The organism is Paenibacillus ilasis, from assembly GCF_043195395.1.
Taxonomy (GTDB): domain Bacteria; phylum Bacillota; class Bacilli; order Paenibacillales; family Paenibacillaceae; genus Paenibacillus_AQ; species Paenibacillus_AQ lautus.
In genome coordinates, this window is record NZ_JBHDJG010000001.1 from 750,486 (window position 1) to 768,898 (window position 18,413).

Below are 18,413 nucleotides of genomic sequence, written 5' to 3' on the forward strand. Positions count from 1 at the left end.
TGTTCTTGATTAATGTCATTTTGCACGTTAGGGTTCGGCTTGAGAAGTACGCACTTTGAAGTGATATAATTACTTTTTGGTAATGTTTAAGTTATGCCAACCATTTTTCAATCTAAGGAGATACGATGAGCTCACCCTATCATTTTCATGATGGCCAGTTCGAGTGAGAAAAATGTTATTATTTTGAATATATTATACTAAAACCTGCTTTTCTCATCCGATTCAGATAAAAACAAAGACAGAAATTGGACTCGACAACCTGCTCCCATCGGTGATTGGGCTACCACACCCGCTGTAAATGGAGTCGAGGCATCCATTCCAAAGTATCGAATCAATTTCCAAGCTTCACCATCCGATGAGTAGTAAAAAGAAATAGTTCTATCCTTCTTCGTTATTTTTAGATAAGGCTTGCTAACGAATACACGCTCGGAATTACAATCATCCGAAAAGCCGTTCTGGGTAACAACGGACACAATCGTAGCATACTCACCATTGTATTCAAAACATAGCTTGGCCCAATTATTCTCGTCTGCCATCAACATCAAGCACCCGGAATCATATAAATGGAGCATATCTACCTGAAGCTGCGTTACTAGCTGGAAGGTAGAATCAACCTGAAGGTGAAGATAGGGGGCAGAATGAGCTATATGTTTTCCTCCAGGGTCTTTGAAAAAGTCTGCCTTCGACGGGGCATCCATGATTAGCCGGTCATCTGATGTAAACTCCCAATGCTCAGGCTCATTCAACCACATTAATTTCTGTCTTGTTTCGGGATGAAATAAATTCATACTCATAACCATCACTCCTCTATTGGATTGAATGCAAACTTCATGTTGAACCAAGCCGGGCAGATTCTAGCATATAACATATACTCTATGTACTTCGTATTTAGCATGTTTAAGTTCTTGATCTGAACTACATATATAATAAACCAGGTGGCATCATTTGCAAGAAAAAAAAGGTAGAAAAGGAAATGTATCATCATGCTTGTTCCGTAAGTTTTCATAAGACCCAGCCGTTTTTGAGTTGATGATATCCTCGACATCGAACTGCCGGATTCCAAATAAAAAGACTTCCGGTGAATGAATCGGAAGTCTTTTTTTTGAAAGGGAATGTTCATCCCGGCGGTCGGCTAGATATAGGACAGAAACAGGGTCGCGATGCCAAAGTAGATGACAAGCGAGAGAATATCGTTAATGGTTGTAATTAACGGTCCCGAGGCCACGGCCGGATCAATTTTGAATTTGAACAGAATGAGCGGAATGATTGTACCTGCCATCGTGCCCACGATGAGTGTTGCAATCAACGAGCTTCCGACCACAAACCCCAGATAGAGATTGCCCTGCCAGAAATATGCGATCAAGGATATCAGGATCCCGCATGTGACCCCGATCATCAAGCCGACCTTCAGCTCTCTTGCTAACAGCCGGTACACCAGCGATTTGGTCATTTCTTTCGTAGTCAGGCCGCGTACAATAACAGCTAGCGACTGCGTGCCGGTATTGCCGGTCATTCCGGCAATCATGGGCATGAAGAAGGCTAGCGCCACAACCTGTGCCAGCGTCTCTTCAAATCGGGAAATGATCGTTCCCGAGATCAGACCGATGAATAAGAGCAGGATCAGCCACGGTAATCTTCGAAAGGCGGCAACGGTTGCTTTGGTGTTGAAGTCAATGGATTTGCCCCCGGTGGCGTTCATTTTTCGAATATCCTCATCGGCTTCCTTGATGACGACGTCGAGAATATCGTCAACCGTAATGATGCCTACAAGTTTGTTATCCTGTTCAACGACGGGGATGGCGACCAGATCGTATTTTTGGATCATCTGAGCGACTTCCTCCTGATCGGCATCCACAGGTACGGACAGCACCCGGCTGTGCATGATATCCACCATATATTCATCCGGTTCGGCCAAGATAAGACCCCGGTAAGACACCACGCCCATCAGTTTCTTGTCTTGGTTTATGACGTACAGATAGTTGATCGTTTCGGAAATGGAGACGTAGGTTTTCAGCTTCTGGACGACCTCGGATACGGTGTAATGCTGGGGAATCCACACGTAACGATTGGTCATGATTCGGCCCGCAGTTTCCGGCGGGTATTTCATCAGGTTCAAGACAAATTGGGATTCCTCGTCCCGCATTCCCTTGAGGAATTCGTCTTTCTGCTCAGGTGACAGCTCATCCAGCAAAATGGCGAGGTCGTCGTTATCCATCAAGTCCATGATGATGGCCGTTCTTTCTTTGCCCAGCCTGCCCAAAACTTCGATCTGCTGGTCATGCTCCATTTCCTGAATCATATCGGCCAGCTGCTCCTCGTTCAGAAACTGCAGAAATCGGGTCTGGTCCGCATCGCTGAGATGGCTATGTATTCTGGCCAGGTCATAAGGAAGAAATTCATCGATCATTCGCTGAAAGTCATTGGGTGTTTTTGCTTTCAGACTCTCTATAATGTCCGGCATCCATTGCTCCAGTGTCCGAGTATTCACGCCGACAATCCTCCTTTCTGATTCCGTTCTATAATAACGAAATGATTACGTATTATAGGGTTCACCATAACGACTTATTATTAAACAATCCGGATACGGCGAGCGGATGAAAAATATAGGTGATGGACGAGAAAAAAGAGTCCGCAGCATCAGTTGCAAACGGTTGCAATTTCAAATAAGATATAGGCGCACAAATCTAAGAGTAGGGGTGAGTATATGAAGTACAGACGTCTCGGAAAAACCGATCTGAAAGTATCGGTAGTCGGTGTGGGAACCTGGCAGTTTGGCGGTGATTGGGGGAAGGATTTCAACCAACAGGAAGTCGATGCCATTTTAACGCATGCGAAGGAGCTAGGCATTAATCTGCTCGATACAGCCGAATGTTATGGTCCTCATCATATGTCCGAGAATTTCATCGGTGATTTCTTGTCGCGCGACCGCCGCGAGGATTGGGTCATTGCCTCGAAGTTTGGTCATCGATGGCATGAGCAGTGGGAGAACGCATGGGATACGAAGCAGATTCGAATTCAGCTCGAGGAATCACTTAAAGCGCTTCGTACCGATTACATCGACCTGTATCAATTCCATTCCGGCTCGGATGAAGTGTTCAACAATGATGAGATGTGGACGATGCTGGACAAGCAGGTTCAGGCGGGAACCATCCGTAATCTGGGCATTTCTATTGGAAGTAACAGAAACATCTATCAAACGGATAAGGCTGCGGAGGTGAATGCCAAAGCCATTCAGGTCGTGTATAACCGTCTGGAGCAAGCTCCGGAGGAAGAGGTTCTTCCTTCATGTTTGAAGCAGGATCTTGGAGTATTGGCGCGAGTTCCGCTTGCAAGCGGGTACTTAAGCGGAAAGTATAAGCCAGGGACGGTCTTCAGCGATAACGTGCGCAAGAACCGTGACCAGGACGAGATCAACGCCAAGCTGAAGCTTGTGGAAGAGATTAAGCAGAACGAAGTGCCGGAGGGCGTGAATATGGCCGAGTGGGCGCTGGCCTGGTGCTTGAAGCATCCGGCTGTCAGCTGCGTCATTCCAGGCTGCAAGAGCGTCGAGCAGGTGGAGGCAAACGCGAGAGCCGTGGAGCTGGATTTGGTTCAAGACGACCATCCGGGTGCATGGAAATCTTAAAATTAATACTGGCCTCGACTCGAATGCGAAAAGGCGATGACAGAAAAAGCACCCGCGGGTGCTTTTTCTTGTGTCATCCGTATCTTGTTGGAAACCGATCAACCATTCGCTTCTCAGGCAAGAATCGAAATTTAAAGTTCACTCGATGATGCGCGGGATGGTTCAATGCGATGATGCCGCGGTTTTCCTGAACGATTCAATCAGGCTGGTAAAGCTGTCCCCTTCACGGCCATTCGCCAACCCCCGCTTGAAGATCTCCAGAACCGCTTCAGGCAATGAAGCGTCAACGCCTGCATCCTGTGTGGTATGAACGATGTGCTCAACGCTGGCAACGCCCATGGCGAGCCGATCTACGTCCCCCGGATATTCTCCTGCATCGATGCGCGGGGTATAGAACTCAATGAATTGTGGCAGCGAAGCCATCGTGCTGATTGCATGTGACTTCAATTGCTCTGCCGTGATGCCGTTCGCTTGTCCTACTGCAACAGCGTGGAGATAACTGAGCATAGCCGTCCAGAACATATCCATTCCGATCTGATAATACAGCGCGGCGAGTCCAGGATCTTCCCCCCTGTAGTCCGTGCTAGTCAACACTTCAAGCACCTCCTTGTGTGCCTCGAAGATATCCAAGGGTCCGCTGTAAAAGGTGAAGGATTCCGACTTGCCGATTCCCGACGGAGGAACCTGCACACCGCCTGTTAGATGCGAAGCACCATGTCCGGCCAGCCATTTGGCTGCTTCCCGGGCTTTCTCCGGGGTGTCCGAGCTTAGATTAACGAATACCTTGCCGGCGAGGCTTTCTATGGCATTTTCCAGGATGGCGTACATTGCGCTGTAGTCGGTAAGACTTAGAAGCACTAGCTCATTGGCATCCAGTGCTTCCTTAATTGTAGAGGCTCCGACAGCTCCCAGTTTGATAAGCTCATCGGCTTTGCTGGCCGTACGATTCCACAAGGTGACTGCGTGGCCATGGTTTAGAAACGTGCGTGCCATCGCTTGGCCCATCGGTCCCAGGCCTATGATCGTCACTGATGATTGACTTTGCGTACTGTTTTTCATATTGAATTATAGCTCCTCTCGATAAGTCTAACCCCATGCTAAACGATGACACTGGTGTCAAAGTCAACTGCTGAAGTTCGGCTTATGATTCTGTGATTTTGCAGAGCGGATATTTCAGTGTGATAGACTCATTGCACGGGACTTTGTTATAGTTAACTTAACGGGATTTTTTGGGGAGGAACCAGATGAAACCTATTAATAAACTTAGCATTCAAGATGATTTTGTTGGTTTTTACTTGCTGAAGGAATTAAATATGAGACAGACCAACGGCACGCCGCCGAAAGATTATTTTGACATTATTCTCTCGGATGCGAGCGGCCAGATTTCGGCCAAGTACTGGGATGTGACCATTCAGGATAAAGAAACGTTCCTGCCGATGCAATTAGTCAAAATCCAGGGAACCGTGCTGAGCTACCGGGATCAGCCTCAAGTCAAAATCAGCCGAATCCGCAAGGCAACGGATGAGGATGGCGTTTCCTTGACCGATTTTGTGAGGGCTGCGCCAATTCGCCCCGTGGATCTGTTACATACAATTAAACTTACGATGAACGAGATTGCGGAGCCGCAGGTACGAAGCATTGTGCAGTATTGCGTGTCGAAGGTGGAAGAGAAGCTGATGCATTATCCGGCTGCCAAAACCTATCATCATGCCTATTTTGCCGGACTTGCCTATCATATTGTCCGCATGCTGGAGATTGGCGATTTCATCTGCAAGCAGCGGCCGTTTCTGAATCCGGACTTGATCAAGGCCGGCATTATCCTGCATGATATCGCAAAGCCGGAAGAGATGATCGCCCAGATGGGCATCGTTACGGACTACAGCAACCAGGGAAAGCTGATCGGACATATCGCCCTGGCATCCAACTGGATCGTGGAAGCGGCCATTCAGAACGACATCGCGCTGGAATCCGAAGTGGTTTTGGGCTTGCAGCATCTCGTACTTTCCCACCATAACCTCGGAGAGTGGGGGAGCCCGGTTCAGCCGCAAACGGCCGAAGCCGTCGCGCTGCACCATATCGACCTGCTGGACGCCAAGCTGCAGATGGTGGAGGACGCCCTGGATACGACGCTTGAAACGGAGCCATGGACACCGATGATCCGCGGACTCGACAATAAGGCAATTTATCGGTTAAAGGTATAACGATTGAGGCATCCCCCGATTCATGGGATCGGGCAGGATGCCTCTTTATGATGCCTCGGGAGGCTTATGATTCTTGGATCGGTATGGTAAAGCGGATTGTCGCCCCGCAAGGTGAGGTATTCTCGGCGGAAATATGCCCTCCATGATGCTGAATTAGAAGTTTGGCGATATACAGCCCCAGACCGGAATGCCCTTTTTGTCTGGAGGAAGGATGTTCTCCTTGATAAAACTGCTTAAATACCTGCTGCAGATCTTGCTGCTTCCCAAAGCCTGCTCCATTATCCGTAACAGACATCATCACCTGCTGCTCGGTGAGTTCGATACGCCATAGAATCTGTCCGGCTTCAGGGGTATATCGAATGCTGTTCGAAACGAGATTATCCAGAACCTGCATGATGCGATAAGGATCCAAGATGACGGGTTTCTTGTTCATTCGGTTATCATTGATTTCTGTATGGAAGGTTATGTTCATATTGCTGCATAAAGCGGTATATTCCATGGTTTTTTCATCCGCCAGCTCCTCAATATCCACGGGAAGGGGCTGGAGCCGAAAAGACACCTTTTCAATTTCTGCGATGGTGTTCATATCCTGAAGAAGTTTCGAAGCACGTGCCGTGTTGCGTTTGATGACTTGCAGATATTGCGATCGTTTGGTTTCATAAGACTCCCCGCTCATCTGCTCCAGGCCTTCAACATGTCCTTGAATAATCGTAAGCGGTGTCCGAAGGTCGTGAGCGAGAGCCGCAAACATGGTGCTTCGATCCTGCTCCAATCTCCATTCCCGCTCGATGGATTGCTCAAGCTCTTGACGCATGTCCTCAAAAGCATTCGTAAGCCGGTTAACTTCCGTTATGGACGATGTTCCTGTCATGGAAAAGTGTAAGTTTCGCTCTTTAATCTGTTCGGCTCCTTGCAGAAGCTGCTGCAGCGGAGTGCTGATCTTTCGGCTGAATCGCCTTCCGAATATCAGAGTGAACAGGATGATATACAGAAAAGGGGTCAGAAAAAAGGCCAGGAACCCGAAGGTTACCAAAGGATTCAGCGCCGGATTGGCTGCCGTCACCTTCAGGTTGTATCCAAGCAGAAGAGCCCCTGCAAGATCTCCGTCACTGGAGACAACCGGAATGTACTTAACGACTTGATTCATGCTTCTGTGGATCTGGTTTAAGCGTGCCATGATCTTCCGCCGGTCAAGCGATTCGTAGAGAGGAAGATCCCCGTATAAAGGTTCGCCGGTAAGGGACACAACGAGGTAGGACATGCCCTGCGAGGGGATTACCTTTTCCAGATCGGCTTGTCCCTGCGTGCTGATGACCGAATCGCCCCGGGCCTCGACGTATTCCGAAATAACAGGGATTTGAGCTTCGTAATGATTCGCCGGGAGCGCGATGTCATGGTTGAACAGGTACCCGAGCAGCAGCACGAGCAGCCCCCAGGTTACAAGCGTAGCCAGCAGGCTGCAGGCCAGAATCGAGACGAAATGGCGGGCGAACGTGTTTTTGATGGAACGCTGCTTCATCATTTGGGATCCCACTTGTAGCCAATGCCCCATACGGTTTGAATATAGCTGCGGTTCTGTGCATGGGCGGCCAGCTTGGCCCGGATTTTCTTGATGTGCTCGGTAATGGTAGCGTCGTCCCCCTCGGCGTCAAACCCCCATAACTTCTCGTAAATCTGCTCTCTGGAAAAGACCTGCCCCTGATGCATCGCCAGCAGTTCCACGATCTGATACTCCTTATTCGTCAGAGCGATGCTGTGCCCGTTGCAGCTAACAGCATGTCCCTTGCAATCGATCGTCAGGGCTTGGAACCGCAGGATGCCTTGTTCTTTTTGCGTGTGGATTCTCTGTTCTCGCCTAAGATGGGCATGGATTCTGGCTTTCAATTCCGCGAGGCTGAAGGGCTTGAGCAGATAATCGTCCCCGCCCGCAGCCAGCCCTCGTATCCGGTCCACTTCACTTTGGCAAGCACTCAAGAACACAATGGGACACTGCGTCCTTTCCCTAAGGTGCTCGCAGACCTCAATGCCGTTCATCTCGGGCATCATCACATCGAGTATGATCAGGGACGGTTGTTGTTTGCTCTGGATCAATGCATCCCGTCCACTTCCGGCAGTCAGTACGTGATAGCCTTCAAGCTCCAGCGCGTCTTGTATAAAAGAGATGATCTCTTCTTCATCATCTACCAATAGGATCGTTTCGTTTGCCATATCGATTACTTCCTCCAAGAAATAGCTTTTAAAATATATCTGATTAGTGTACACGTCATTTCTAAAGAATGAATAAAGAAAGTTGGATTACTTGAAGTTTATAAGTGCCCATACTTCAACGGAGCAGACGGAATCATTCTGGAGAAGCGGCAGCGGTCGCCTTTGCTCACGGATTTCAACCATTCTTTAGTGGATAGATAGAAATCTGGGGGCAACAGCGATCGGAAGAATGATCCGCATGCGGAGTGATGTTTAAGCTACTGTAAATTTACAGGTTAGTAGATGAGTTTCTTTATCCTTTCTTTATGATTGTACCTTAACCTGAAGGCACATTGATAAGGAGGTACAATGATGGCAACGAATCTACAGCCAAGAATAAGGCTCATTGACAGTTTGAGGGGATTTGCACTATTAGGCATCTTTTTGGTGAACATTACGTTTTTTACGACATCGCTACAAACGATTTCTTTCGGGGTCGAATTATGGTCAGGCTGGTACAATGAAGTCCTGATGCTGCTGCGCGGAATTGTCATTGACGGCAAATTTATTTTGATTTTCTCTTTCCTGTTTGGTTTTGGCATGGTGATGTTACAGGAGAGCAGTCAGGCAAAAGGCCGGAACTTTAATCGCATCTATGCTCGAAGGTTGACGGCATTGCTTCTGATCGGTCTGATCCATGGAATCCTGATTTGGTACGGAGACGTTCTGACCCACTATGCACTCATGGGTTTTCTACTGATGCTGTTTCAACGCTGCAAGCCGAGAACGCTGCTGATCTGGTCACTGTCCCTGCTGCTGCTCGTTCCCGTTCTCCTGACGGGAGCAAGCCTGCTGAGCTCTTCGGCCGGACAAGTCTTTGAGCCGTTTAGCCAGGCGGATGCCCATCAGATCGGAATCTATTTCCAGGAGCGGGATGCCGCCATATACGGTGAGGGGACGATGGCCAAGATCATCGCTCAGCGGCTGAATGATTACATCGGCTCCATCTTGAATATGGTGGTCTTTTACCCGCAAGTATTAGGGATGTTCCTAATGGGTGCCTACTTCTGCAAGCGCCGTATTTTGCATGAGGTCCGGAAGAACCGGAAGGGGATCATCCGATTGGTCGCGATGGGCGGAGGTCTGGGTCTTGTCCTTCAACTCGTGATGTCGCTGGCGGAAGGACTTCCATCCTGGGGCGAGGCCGTCGTTTTATTCGTTGGGGCACCACTCTTGACCCTGGGCTATATCGGATTGTTTGCACTTTTATACCAGAACAAATCGTGGCAGAAGGTGTTGGATCTATTTTCTTATCCGGGAAAAATGGCTTTCACCAACTATTTGCTGCAATCGATCCTTTGCGGATTGATCTTTTACAGCTACGGATTGGGGTGGTACGGAATGATCGAACCGATCTGGCAGATGGTGATGGTATTCATTATCTTCGCTATGCAAGTTGTATTCAGTAGAGCCTGGTTAAAGCGGCTTCCGATCGGACCATTTGAATACGTTTGGCGCATGTTTACGTATTGGGGAAATCCGGTGAAACAAAGAGAAAGGGTGCATGTTTCTTCCTGAAGAACAAGGCCGCCCATTTAAGTCTTCGCTGCATCAAAGCACCCAAGCTTTAAATAAAACTCTTGCATTATCGATCCCGGGTGTAATACAATGCTTCTTAATTAACCAACACGATATGTTATAACAAGCGATGATGGAAAGAGTAAGCGAAAGAACGTTCCTGACAGGAAAGGGCCGCCACCGACTGAGAGCGCCCGGGCGAAGGTTCTCCGCTGAAGTTCATTCCGGAGCTGGTATGCTGATAATCTGCATGTTTCGTGCAGATGGTAGGTTTACCCGTAACCCTTGCGTTAAGAGGTTCAAGTGAGATGTGTTTGCTTTTTTTTGCATATCTAATAAGGGTGGTACCACGACTCCTCGTCCCTTTCCGGGCGGGGGGTCTTTTTGTTTTCATAAACTAGAAAAATAGGTGAGGGAGAGATTTCAGATGAGTCAAGGACGTTTGGAACAATTAAGATCGGAGCTCGATTCCGTTAATCTTCAGCTGCTGGAGCTGCTGTCGGAACGGGCACGGATCGCCCAGGAGATCGGTCAGGAGAAGCAAAAGCAGGGAGTTCCTGATTTTGATCCGGTACGCGAGAAAAAAATGTTGGATACTCTGGTGGAGCATAACCAAGGTCCTTTTGATAATGAAACGGTGCGTCATTTATTTAAACAGATTTTCCAGGCGTCCTTGAAGCTGCAGCAAGTCGATCACAAGAAGCATTTGCTGGTGAGCCGGAAGAAGAAACAGGAAGATACCCTGATTCAACTGGGCAGCACCATCATTGGCGGCGGCACGCCGGTCATGATCGCAGGGCCGTGCTCCGTTGAGAGTTATGAGCAAGTACGCCAGGTTGCGGCTGCCCTTAAGGAAGCAGGCATAACCGTCATGCGCGGCGGCGCGTTCAAACCGAGAACGTCGCCTTACGATTTTCAGGGCTTGGGCATTGAAGGTCTGAAAATTCTGAAGGAAGTGGCGTCCGAGTTCGGGCTGAAGACGATCAGCGAGATCGTGGACCCTGCGCATATCGAGCTTGCGTGCGAATACATTGACGTTATTCAGATCGGTGCGCGGAACATGCAGAACTTTGAGCTGTTAAAAGCGGCGGGCGACGTTCAGACGCCGGTGCTGTTGAAACGCGGTCTTGCGGCTACGATCGATGAGTTCGTGCACGCTGCGGAATACATCGTGTCTCGCGGCAATACGCAGGTGATGCTGATTGAACGCGGCATACGGACGTACGAGAAGGCGACGAGAAACACCTTGGACATCTCGGCGGTGCCGATTCTGAAACAAGAAACGCATCTTCCTGTGCTGGTGGACGTGACCCATTCCACAGGCCGCAAGGACATCCTGGCTCCTTGTGCCAGAGCGGCTCTAGCTGCAGGTGCGGACGGCGTGATGGTCGAAGTTCATCCCGATCCGGCTACGGCGTTGTCCGATGCGGCGCAGCAGCTGAATATTCCGGAATTCCATGATTTCCTGGCGAATGTGAAGAAGTCCGGATTGCTGTAAACCATGCATTCTTTGGCCTCTGGAAGATAAAGGGTTGACAAAACGATTCTCATTCCTTAAGATAGTTATCAAAATTCATATCGAAATGTTTTGATTAGAAATAGTAAAAGCGAAATGACTTTTCAGAGAGCCGTTGGCAGGTGTGAAACGGTAATGTCGTTCCCTTTGAACTCGTCTATGAACAGCTGCCTGATCATGTAGGGTTAGCCGGAGTTCCACCGTTATAGGGATAGATGGTGATGGCCATCGAAGAAGATCATTTTGCATAAAATGAATTAGAGTGGTACCGCGGGTTCAACCCCGCCTCTATACGTAGAGGCGGGGTTTTTTTGTTGGTTAAATTCCGGGTTTAACCAACCCCGCTTGATATAAATCAACGAAATGAACGATCGATTATCGAGGAGGAATATCAAATGGAACGCAACATTATTGTATTGGACACGACTTTGCGCGACGGAGAGCAGGTTCCGGGCGCCAAACTGAACGTACAGCAAAAGATCGAATTTGCACAGCAGCTAAAGCGGCTGAACGTCGATATTATCGAAGCGGGTTTTCCCGCGTCTTCGGCAGGGGATTTTCAAGCGGTTCAGGAAATCGCCAGAACCGTGGGAGACAGCGTCTCCATTACTGCGCTTGCACGCGCGGTGAAGGGCGATATCGATGCCGTATATGAAAGCATTAAGCTCGCGCAAAACCCGCTGATTCATATCGTGCTCGGCACCTCGAACATCCATGTGGAGAAGAAATTCAACCGTTCCAAGGATGCCGTGCTTCAGATGGGCGTGGATGCCGTGAAGTACGCCAAAACGCTGCTGCCCCATGTGCAGTATTCGACGGAGGATGCCTCCAGGTCCGATTTTGAATATCTGTGGACAACGATCGAAGCCGTCGTGAAGGCCGGAGCAACAATGATTAACGTGCCGGATACGGTCGGTTACGCCGTTCCGGATGAATTCGGCGAATTGATCCGCAAAATCAACGAGCGCCTGAAGAATCTGAACGATCAGGTTGTCCTCAGCGTTCACTGTCATAACGATCTGGGGCTTGCTACGGCAAATACGCTCAGCGCAGTGAGAAACGGCGCCGAGAAAGTGGAATGCACCATCAACGGTTTGGGGGAGCGCGCAGGCAATACGTCGCTTGAAGAAGTGGTCATGGGGCTGAAGGTCCGGGAGAATCACTTTAAGGCCTCCACCAACATCCGGCTTAAGGAGCTGATCCGAACCTCCCGGCTGCTGACGCATTTGACGGGCCTGGATGTGCAGGTGAACAAGGCGATTACGGGCGAGAACGCATTCGCGCACTCTTCCGGTATTCATCAGGATGGTCTGCTGAAGGATAAGCAGGTTTATGAAATTATGTCGCCGGAGGAAGTCGGCGCCGACAGCATGGAGCTGATCCTGACGGCGCGGTCCGGAAGGCATGCGTTCAAGAATGCGGTGGAGAAGCTGGGCTTCGAGACAGGCGAAGGCGAAGATTTTGAAGCGCTGTTTGAGAAATTCCTGCAGCTTGCCGATGCCAAGAAGGAAGTATATGACCATGACGTTTTTTATCTGGTGACCCAGCATCGTACCCATGAAGAAGTCAGCAGTCATCTGTATGAGCTGGATTCGTTCCAGGTCGTGACCAATGATCTGTATCCGACGGCAACCGTGAAGCTGAGAAAAGGCAGCGAGACGTTCAGGGACAGCATGGTGGGGGATGGCCCGATCGATGCGCTGTACAGCGCCATGAAAGCGTTGGTCGGTTTGGACGTACAGTTGAAGGATTACAAAATCAACAGTCTGTCCAGGGGAAAAGAGGCCATCGGCCGGGTGAATATCCGAATCGAATATCAAGGCAAAGTCTATTCCGGGCGCGCCATGGATACGGATATCATTAAGGCAAGCGCTTTGGCTTTTCTTAACGGGATTAACGCGGTATTGCTTGATGCCGGCCAGGATGCGCAGGTGCAAGCGCCGGTGGATGCACGATAGTTCATGTTATGAGATGGTTGCGTTCACCAAAGGCCAAGTCATAACAGTAATGTAATGCTGGTGCGGAGGGTGGATACCTCACGTCTACTACTAATGTAGATGGGGGGTATGCGGCCGCCCGCATCGGATTGTTTTTTAGAAACATGCTTATTGACCGATCGTTACAAAATATATATAATGAGCTGGAAACTATAGGAGAGGAGCCGCTCATGATGCGAAGAATTCGGAGGGATACGTCCTTGCTGCGAAATGGCATGTTCATCCATGCAGAAATTTAGAGTGGGCGAGGTGTATTATTTTTTTGTAAGGTTCTGTACCAAACGGTAAAATAGTCGGAGTTATTGCGTTTATTTTTGTACCGAAAGTTACAAAACTATAGAATCATCATGATAGGAGTTGTTCCCATTGCCATTTTCCATTTATATATTGGGTTTAATGATCTTCTCGATGACAACCTCTGAGTTTATGGTAGCAGGCATGATGCCTTCGCTTTCAGCAGAATTCGGCGTTTCGGTTGCAGCCATCGGGTATCTCATTACCGCTTATGCTGTCGGCATGATTATAGGAGGGCCGCTGCTGACGGTGGGGCTTTTAAAGGTGCCGCGCAAACAGGCTTTTATGATCTTGGCTGCCATCTTCCTTGTCGGTCAGACGCTGGGCGCTGTCGCGTCCACATATGAAGTAATGATGGCGGCCAGAGTGATCACGGGCATCTCCTCTGCGGCAGCGTTTGGCGTATCGCTTGCGATTTGCTTTTCCCTCGTCGGTCCGGAGTCGCGTGGAAGGGCGGCGTCGATCGTCCTCGGCGGTTTAATGGTGGCAACGGCGATCGGACTTCCGCTGGCGATGTGGATCGAGCAGCTGCTCGGCTGGCGCGCCAGCTTCTGGGCCGTGGTGGTTCTGGTGTCGGTATCCGGTTTGGTAGGGCAGTTTACGATCCCGTCCTTACCCAGACCTGAATCGTCCGGCATCCGGGGAGAGTTTGTCGCCCTAAAGAATCGCCATCTATGGGCTGCTTATGCGACTAGCATGCTGATTATCGGAGCTACCTTTGCCGCATTCAGTTATTTCTCGCCGATCTTAACCGATCTCGCCGGCTTTGGCGCTCGGGCGGTTCCGATCCTGCTTGGCGTTTACGGCGTGGCAACGGTGCTTGGCAACATGGTCACCGGCAGGCTGGCAGATCGATATATGATGCAGATCCTCACCATTGGGTTGGTCGCTCTAGCCGCGGCTTTAGTGGTATTCGGATTATTTGTGCACTGCCAGGCGATAGCTATGATTGCGGTTGTGATCGTTGGTTTGGCGGGTGTGCCCATGAACCCGGCCATGGCGACCCGGGTCACCCGGGTTGCCGATACGGGATCGCTTGTTACGACGGTGCATGGGTCCGTTATCAGCCTCGGCGTTGTCGTTGGTTCCTCCATGGGAGGAATGGCGATCGATGCCGATTATGGCTTGGCATCGCCTCTATGGGTTGGGGCACTGCTGGCTGTTCTCGGCCTGCTGTCCCTGCTGCCAGCCGCGCGAGGTGGAGGAAAAGCACAGCCTTTGTCTTCCGATCAATGATGGATTACCTGAAACCACCATCACCGATTATAACGGGGGCTGGTGGTTTATCAAACAGGGACTCCGAGAACCCTTCCACGACCCACTTGCTCGCATCACCACTAAACGGCAGAAATGCCGTTTTTTTTATTATGAAGAAATAAACGCCCCTGCTTGCACATGACGCAACGTCATGTGTAAGAATAGGATGCAGGAGGTGCGGCATCTGGAAGAAGCAATGTATACGGTAGGTCGGTTGGCAGAGATATGTGGTACCACCGTCAGAACTTTGCAGCACTACGATAAAATCGGATTGCTTGTGGCGACTCGCAGCGGAGATAAGAACAGCAGATATTATACCGAACATGATTTGGTGAAACTCCAGCAAATTCTATTCTATAAAAATCTGGGATTCACCTTAAAGGAAATACAAGATCAGTGCTTGGCTCTCGGAGCCAAAGGGGATCTTAAGCAGATATTGCAGCGTCAAAGCGACGTTCTTTTCAAGAAAGAGATGGAGTTCCGAAGTGACCGGGCCTATATAGATGCGATGGTGGCGAGCCTGGAGACGAATCATCCTATGAACCTGGAGACGATGCTGGGGCTCACTGTGAACAGAAGGAAACATATTTTATTGGATTATCAGGATATGTCGCTTCCACCACAGGCAGCACAGGCTTTCGAAGAGTTTTTTCCGGATCTCGAGACCGCACTCCAAGTATATTGGAAGTGGAAAGAACTGGTTCTGGAGGCGTTCTTGCTGACCAACAATGGGATTGACCCTGGCAGCGAAGCTGGATATGTCTTCGGCGAGAAGTGGCATTGCTTTGGTTCAAAATGCTACGCAGGACAACGGGGAGATCTTAGACGTTTATCGGGCAGGTTATGCATCAAAGCAAACTTGGCCGCAGGAGGACCGTTTTCTCATGGAACATTGCGATTCTTTTATTGAAGCGGCTCATCAGTCTTTTTTGAAGAAAGGAGAGACAGATGGTGACAAATGATAAGCCTACCGGGCGTTTCCTCACAGAGAAGGGAAAGGCAAAGTTTGAGGCGGCTTATGAAGCTGCCATGAAGTTTCTCCCTCCGCCGCTTGAAACGAAAGATATTGAAACTGCATTTGGCCGTGTACGGATCTATCGATTTACCAAAGAAGAACATAAGGGGAAAGAGCCGCTCCTGCTATTGCCCGGACGCTCGTCATCCACTCCGATGTGGGAGCCGAACCTGCCTGGACTTATGAAGGAACGGCCGGTGTATACTCTCGATCTGCTGGGAGAGCCGGGAATGAGCTGTCAAACACAGCCGATCCGAAATGCTGAGGATCAAGCCAGTTGGTTGAGTGAGGCATTGAGCAAAGTGGATGTAGAAACCGTCCATCTCATAGGCGTTTCCATTGGAGGCTGGACGGCCATGAATCTTGCAAGACACGCTCCATCGAAAGTGGCAACGATCAGTTTATTGGATCCGGTCCTTGTTTTTGCGCCTCTGTCACTTAAAATGATGGCTGCCTCAATTCCTGCATCCGTACCGACCGTTCCCAAGTTTATCAGAGAGAAAATGCTGAGCTGCATTTCAGGCGGAGCCAAAGCGGATGACAGTGAACCAATTGCAAGGCTGATAGAGTCGGGTATGGCAAATTATAAGATCAGCCTGCCGACGCCGGATTTGATGAGCGCGGAGGATTTGAAGAACATTCATATCCCCGTATTGGCTCTAATGGCAGAAAAAAGCACAATGCATAACTCGCAAAGAGCGGTGCAGCAAGGCAAACCCATGTGCCGAATATTCAAATCGAGAACTGGCCTGGCGCCTCGCATGCCATGAATGGCGAGTTTCCGGAAGAGGTGAATGCAAGAATACTTGCTTTTGTTGATCAGCATTCTGATAACGAACTTATCTAGTCAATGACAGACGGCTTCGGCCGTCTTTTTTTATCCTCATAACCCGGTACTTTAAAATACATGAACGGGGTATAGAGAGGTTGTTCTCCTCCCAGCAAACGGACAGCATAGGAAAACACATGCGATCAGAAGAAAGTACATGTTAATTTTCGGGAGTTGGATGTTATTATGAAAGCGCTTTAGGTTTGAGGTGAGACGCTCAGGGGGATAGGGATATTCCGGTTCATAGGGAGATGGGCAGCTCGAAATCCGAGCCGCGATGCAGAAGCGACAAAGGTAAACAATCTGTCAGAAATATGGAAGGAAGCGATGTGGATGAGAAGAAAATGGAGTTTGATTTTGATGAGCACGCTAATTGCCTTAACCGCGGTCGGCTGTAATGGTGCCAAGGAAGCGGATGGCGGAACCTCCGGTTCTTCCGGCGCTGCCGCTGATGGCAAGCTGTCTTTCACGATGTCCATGGCAACCAGCGGAAACAAACATGCCGAGCGTTCGAAGGACGTAAATGAAGAGAGATGGGTGAAGGAGCTTGAAAAGCTGACCAATACGGATATTGAACTGACCATGCTGCCGCTGAAGGACTTCGACAGCAAAATGACTTTAATGTTTGCCTCTAATGATATTCCTGACGTCGTTCAGAACGTGGGAGGGGCTACAAGCAAGGGAATGTCCGGTTCCGTGGAAGCAGGCGTATTTATGCCGCTTGACGACTTGCTGAAGGAGCATGCTCCGAATTTGATGAAGAGCGTGCCGAAGGAAGCCTGGCAGGAGACAAGCTATGACGGCAAAATTTACGGAATACCGGCATGGCTGTCCAACCCGTCCCGGAGAGGGCTGTATATCCGGACCGATCTGCTGGAAAAGACAGGGCTCCCGGCACCCAAGACGGTGGATGAATTTCTGGACGTGATGCGTGCGATGAAGAAGGAAGGCGTTGAGTTCCCATATCAAATGCGGGAGAACTTTAAATATGCGGACACGATTCTGGGAGCGTTCGATGTGCTGCCATCCCAGTACGAACTGCAGAACGGGGAGGTCGTTCCCAAGTTCTTCGACGTGGAAAATATGACAAAGGCGCTGGAGACCTATAAGACCATGTACGATGAAGGACTAATTCCTAAGGATTTTGCGACCCTGACCTCCAGTGACTACGGCAAAAACATTGAAAGCGGCAAATCCGGCATGTGGTCCGCCAACGCCCAGCTTCTGTCAGGCTTCCGCGGTAAGCTGAAAAATGCCGTGCCGGACGCCAAGGTTGATATCATTGCATCGCCGCGCGGTCCGGAGAACACCGGAGGCCATTTGCTGTATTCAAGCATAAATACGTCTTACTATATTAACAGCAAGGTCTCAGAAGAGAAGGCCATCGGCATTATCAAGTTTTTTGACTGGATGCTGACGCCGGAGGCAGAGACATATTTCTCGTTCGGCATTGAAGGCGAAACTTTCACCCGGGAGAACGGCGCGATCAAGTTTACGCCGCCATCCACGCCTGAAGCCATGGACGAAGACGGTTTCCGCGGCATGTTCTGGTTCGTCCACGATATGGTGTACAACAAGGCAAAGGAAGAGCTGACCGAGGACGGGCAGGACATGATCAAGTTTATGGATTCGGTGGTCTTCAAGGAAGGGCTGGGGTCGATCCGCTTCTCCCCGGCATTGGAGGCTTATTCCAAATATCCGGACACCGCGCCGCAAGGCGATGACGTGGGGCCAAAGCTGGTTCTTGATCATATGATCAAGATGATCTACGGCAGAGAGCCGATCTCGGATTGGCCGAAAGTGATTGAGGAGTACAAGAAGAAGGGCGGCCTTGAGATTATTAAGGAAGCCACAGACCGCTACAACGAAGGAAAGGGCGTTGTCGTCTCGGAAAACCGGAAATAATCGATTCAT

At 49.7% G+C, this 18,413-nt stretch carries 13 protein-coding genes, 1 pseudogene and 1 other annotated feature; of the genes and pseudogenes, 9 read left to right on the forward strand and 5 right to left on the reverse strand.

The features are described from left to right. Positions 1–197 precede the first annotated feature (197 nt). Both ACETK5_RS03725 and mgtE read right to left on the reverse strand, forming a co-directional pair. Positions 198–794, reverse strand: coding sequence for a DUF1349 domain-containing protein (locus tag ACETK5_RS03725; protein ID WP_100538655.1), 597 nt, complete (start codon positions 792–794; stop codon positions 198–200). 338 nt (positions 795–1,132) lie between these two features. Further along, on the reverse strand, positions 1,133–2,488 hold the full coding sequence (mgtE, locus tag ACETK5_RS03730) for a magnesium transporter (RefSeq protein ID WP_100538653.1): 1,356 nt from the start codon (positions 2,486–2,488) through the stop codon (positions 1,133–1,135). Positions 2,489–2,704: 216 nt separating this feature from the next. Here mgtE and ACETK5_RS03735 point away from each other — a divergent pair, with 216 nt between their 5' ends. Continuing rightward, positions 2,705–3,625, forward strand: coding sequence for an aldo/keto reductase (locus ACETK5_RS03735; protein ID WP_100538652.1), 921 nt, complete (start codon positions 2,705–2,707; stop codon positions 3,623–3,625). A gap of 162 nt (positions 3,626–3,787) precedes the next feature. On the opposite strand, the gene ACETK5_RS03740 is transcribed toward ACETK5_RS03735, so the two are convergent. Next, the gene (locus ACETK5_RS03740) at positions 3,788–4,684 is read right to left on the reverse strand and encodes an NAD(P)-dependent oxidoreductase (protein WP_394054321.1); all 897 of its coding nucleotides are present in this window, start codon (positions 4,682–4,684) and stop codon (positions 3,788–3,790) included. A 185-nt stretch (positions 4,685–4,869) separates the two neighbouring features. Between ACETK5_RS03740 and ACETK5_RS03745 the strand changes: the two genes are divergently transcribed. After that, positions 4,870–5,826, forward strand: coding sequence for a 3'-5' exoribonuclease YhaM family protein (locus ACETK5_RS03745; RefSeq protein ID WP_100538650.1), 957 nt, complete (start codon positions 4,870–4,872; stop codon positions 5,824–5,826). A gap of 64 nt (positions 5,827–5,890) precedes the next feature. On the opposite strand, the gene ACETK5_RS03750 is transcribed toward ACETK5_RS03745, so the two are convergent. Beyond that, positions 5,891–7,360 carry a HAMP domain-containing sensor histidine kinase gene (locus ACETK5_RS03750; RefSeq protein ID WP_394054322.1) on the reverse strand — a complete coding sequence of 490 codons (1,470 nt, stop codon included), beginning with the start codon at positions 7,358–7,360 and terminating at the stop codon, positions 5,891–5,893. Then, positions 7,345–8,034, reverse strand: a complete 690-nt coding sequence (locus ACETK5_RS03755; protein ID WP_100538648.1) for a response regulator transcription factor — start codon at positions 8,032–8,034, stop codon at positions 7,345–7,347. The genes ACETK5_RS03750 and ACETK5_RS03755 overlap by 16 nt, the downstream gene beginning before the upstream one ends. Before the next feature lie 351 nt (positions 8,035–8,385). On the opposite strand from ACETK5_RS03755, the gene ACETK5_RS03760 reads away from it, so the two are divergent. The 7 genes and pseudogenes from ACETK5_RS03760 to ACETK5_RS03790 all read left to right on the forward strand — a co-directional run bounded on the left by ACETK5_RS03760 (position 8,386) and on the right by ACETK5_RS03790 (position 18,404). Continuing rightward, positions 8,386–9,591 carry a DUF418 domain-containing protein gene (locus tag ACETK5_RS03760; protein ID WP_100538647.1) on the forward strand — a complete coding sequence of 402 codons (1,206 nt, stop codon included), beginning with the start codon at positions 8,386–8,388 and terminating at the stop codon, positions 9,589–9,591. A gap of 427 nt (positions 9,592–10,018) precedes the next feature. Next, entirely contained in the window at positions 10,019–11,089 is a 1,071-nt protein-coding gene (locus ACETK5_RS03765) for a bifunctional 3-deoxy-7-phosphoheptulonate synthase/chorismate mutase (protein ID WP_100538646.1), read from the forward strand. A gap of 81 nt (positions 11,090–11,170) precedes the next feature. Continuing rightward, positions 11,171–11,400 (forward strand) — a binding site (T-box leader). Between the two features lie 102 nt (positions 11,401–11,502). Then, positions 11,503–13,065 carry a 2-isopropylmalate synthase gene (locus ACETK5_RS03770; protein WP_100538645.1) on the forward strand — a complete coding sequence of 521 codons (1,563 nt, stop codon included), beginning with the start codon at positions 11,503–11,505 and terminating at the stop codon, positions 13,063–13,065. Positions 13,066–13,470: 405 nt separating this feature from the next. Then, on the forward strand, positions 13,471–14,634 hold the full coding sequence (locus ACETK5_RS03775; RefSeq protein WP_100538644.1) for an MFS transporter: 1,164 nt from the start codon (positions 13,471–13,473) through the stop codon (positions 14,632–14,634). Between the two features lie 172 nt (positions 14,635–14,806). Next, complete coding sequence (locus tag ACETK5_RS03780; protein ID WP_100538643.1) at positions 14,807–15,565, forward strand: MerR family transcriptional regulator; 759 nt, start codon at positions 14,807–14,809, stop codon at positions 15,563–15,565. A 38-nt stretch (positions 15,566–15,603) separates the two neighbouring features. Then, a pseudogene (locus tag ACETK5_RS03785) lies at positions 15,604–16,517 on the forward strand (alpha/beta fold hydrolase). Positions 16,518–16,832: 315 nt separating this feature from the next. Then, positions 16,833–18,404 carry an extracellular solute-binding protein gene (locus ACETK5_RS03790; RefSeq protein WP_100538642.1) on the forward strand — a complete coding sequence of 524 codons (1,572 nt, stop codon included), beginning with the start codon at positions 16,833–16,835 and terminating at the stop codon, positions 18,402–18,404. The last annotated feature ends 9 nt before the right edge of the window (positions 18,405–18,413 follow it).

Coding starts and splice junctions, on each gene's coding strand:
- ACETK5_RS03725 (WP_100538655.1), bottom strand. CDS start 794: ATGAGTATGAATTTATTTCATCCCGAAACAAGACAGAAATTAATGTGG.
- ACETK5_RS03735 (WP_100538652.1), top strand. CDS start 2,705: ATGAAGTACAGACGTCTCGGAAAAACCGATCTGAAAGTATCGGTAGTC.
- ACETK5_RS03740 (WP_394054321.1), bottom strand. CDS start 4,684: ATGAAAAACAGTACGCAAAGTCAATCATCAGTGACGATCATAGGCCTG.
- ACETK5_RS03745 (WP_100538650.1), top strand. CDS start 4,870: ATGAAACCTATTAATAAACTTAGCATTCAAGATGATTTTGTTGGTTTT.
- ACETK5_RS03755 (WP_100538648.1), bottom strand. CDS start 8,034: ATGGCAAACGAAACGATCCTATTGGTAGATGATGAAGAAGAGATCATC.
- ACETK5_RS03760 (WP_100538647.1), top strand. CDS start 8,386: ATGGCAACGAATCTACAGCCAAGAATAAGGCTCATTGACAGTTTGAGG.
- ACETK5_RS03765 (WP_100538646.1), top strand. CDS start 10,019: ATGAGTCAAGGACGTTTGGAACAATTAAGATCGGAGCTCGATTCCGTT.
- ACETK5_RS03770 (WP_100538645.1), top strand. CDS start 11,503: ATGGAACGCAACATTATTGTATTGGACACGACTTTGCGCGACGGAGAG.
- ACETK5_RS03780 (WP_100538643.1), top strand. CDS start 14,807: ATGTGTAAGAATAGGATGCAGGAGGTGCGGCATCTGGAAGAAGCAATG.
- ACETK5_RS03790 (WP_100538642.1), top strand. CDS start 16,833: ATGAGAAGAAAATGGAGTTTGATTTTGATGAGCACGCTAATTGCCTTA.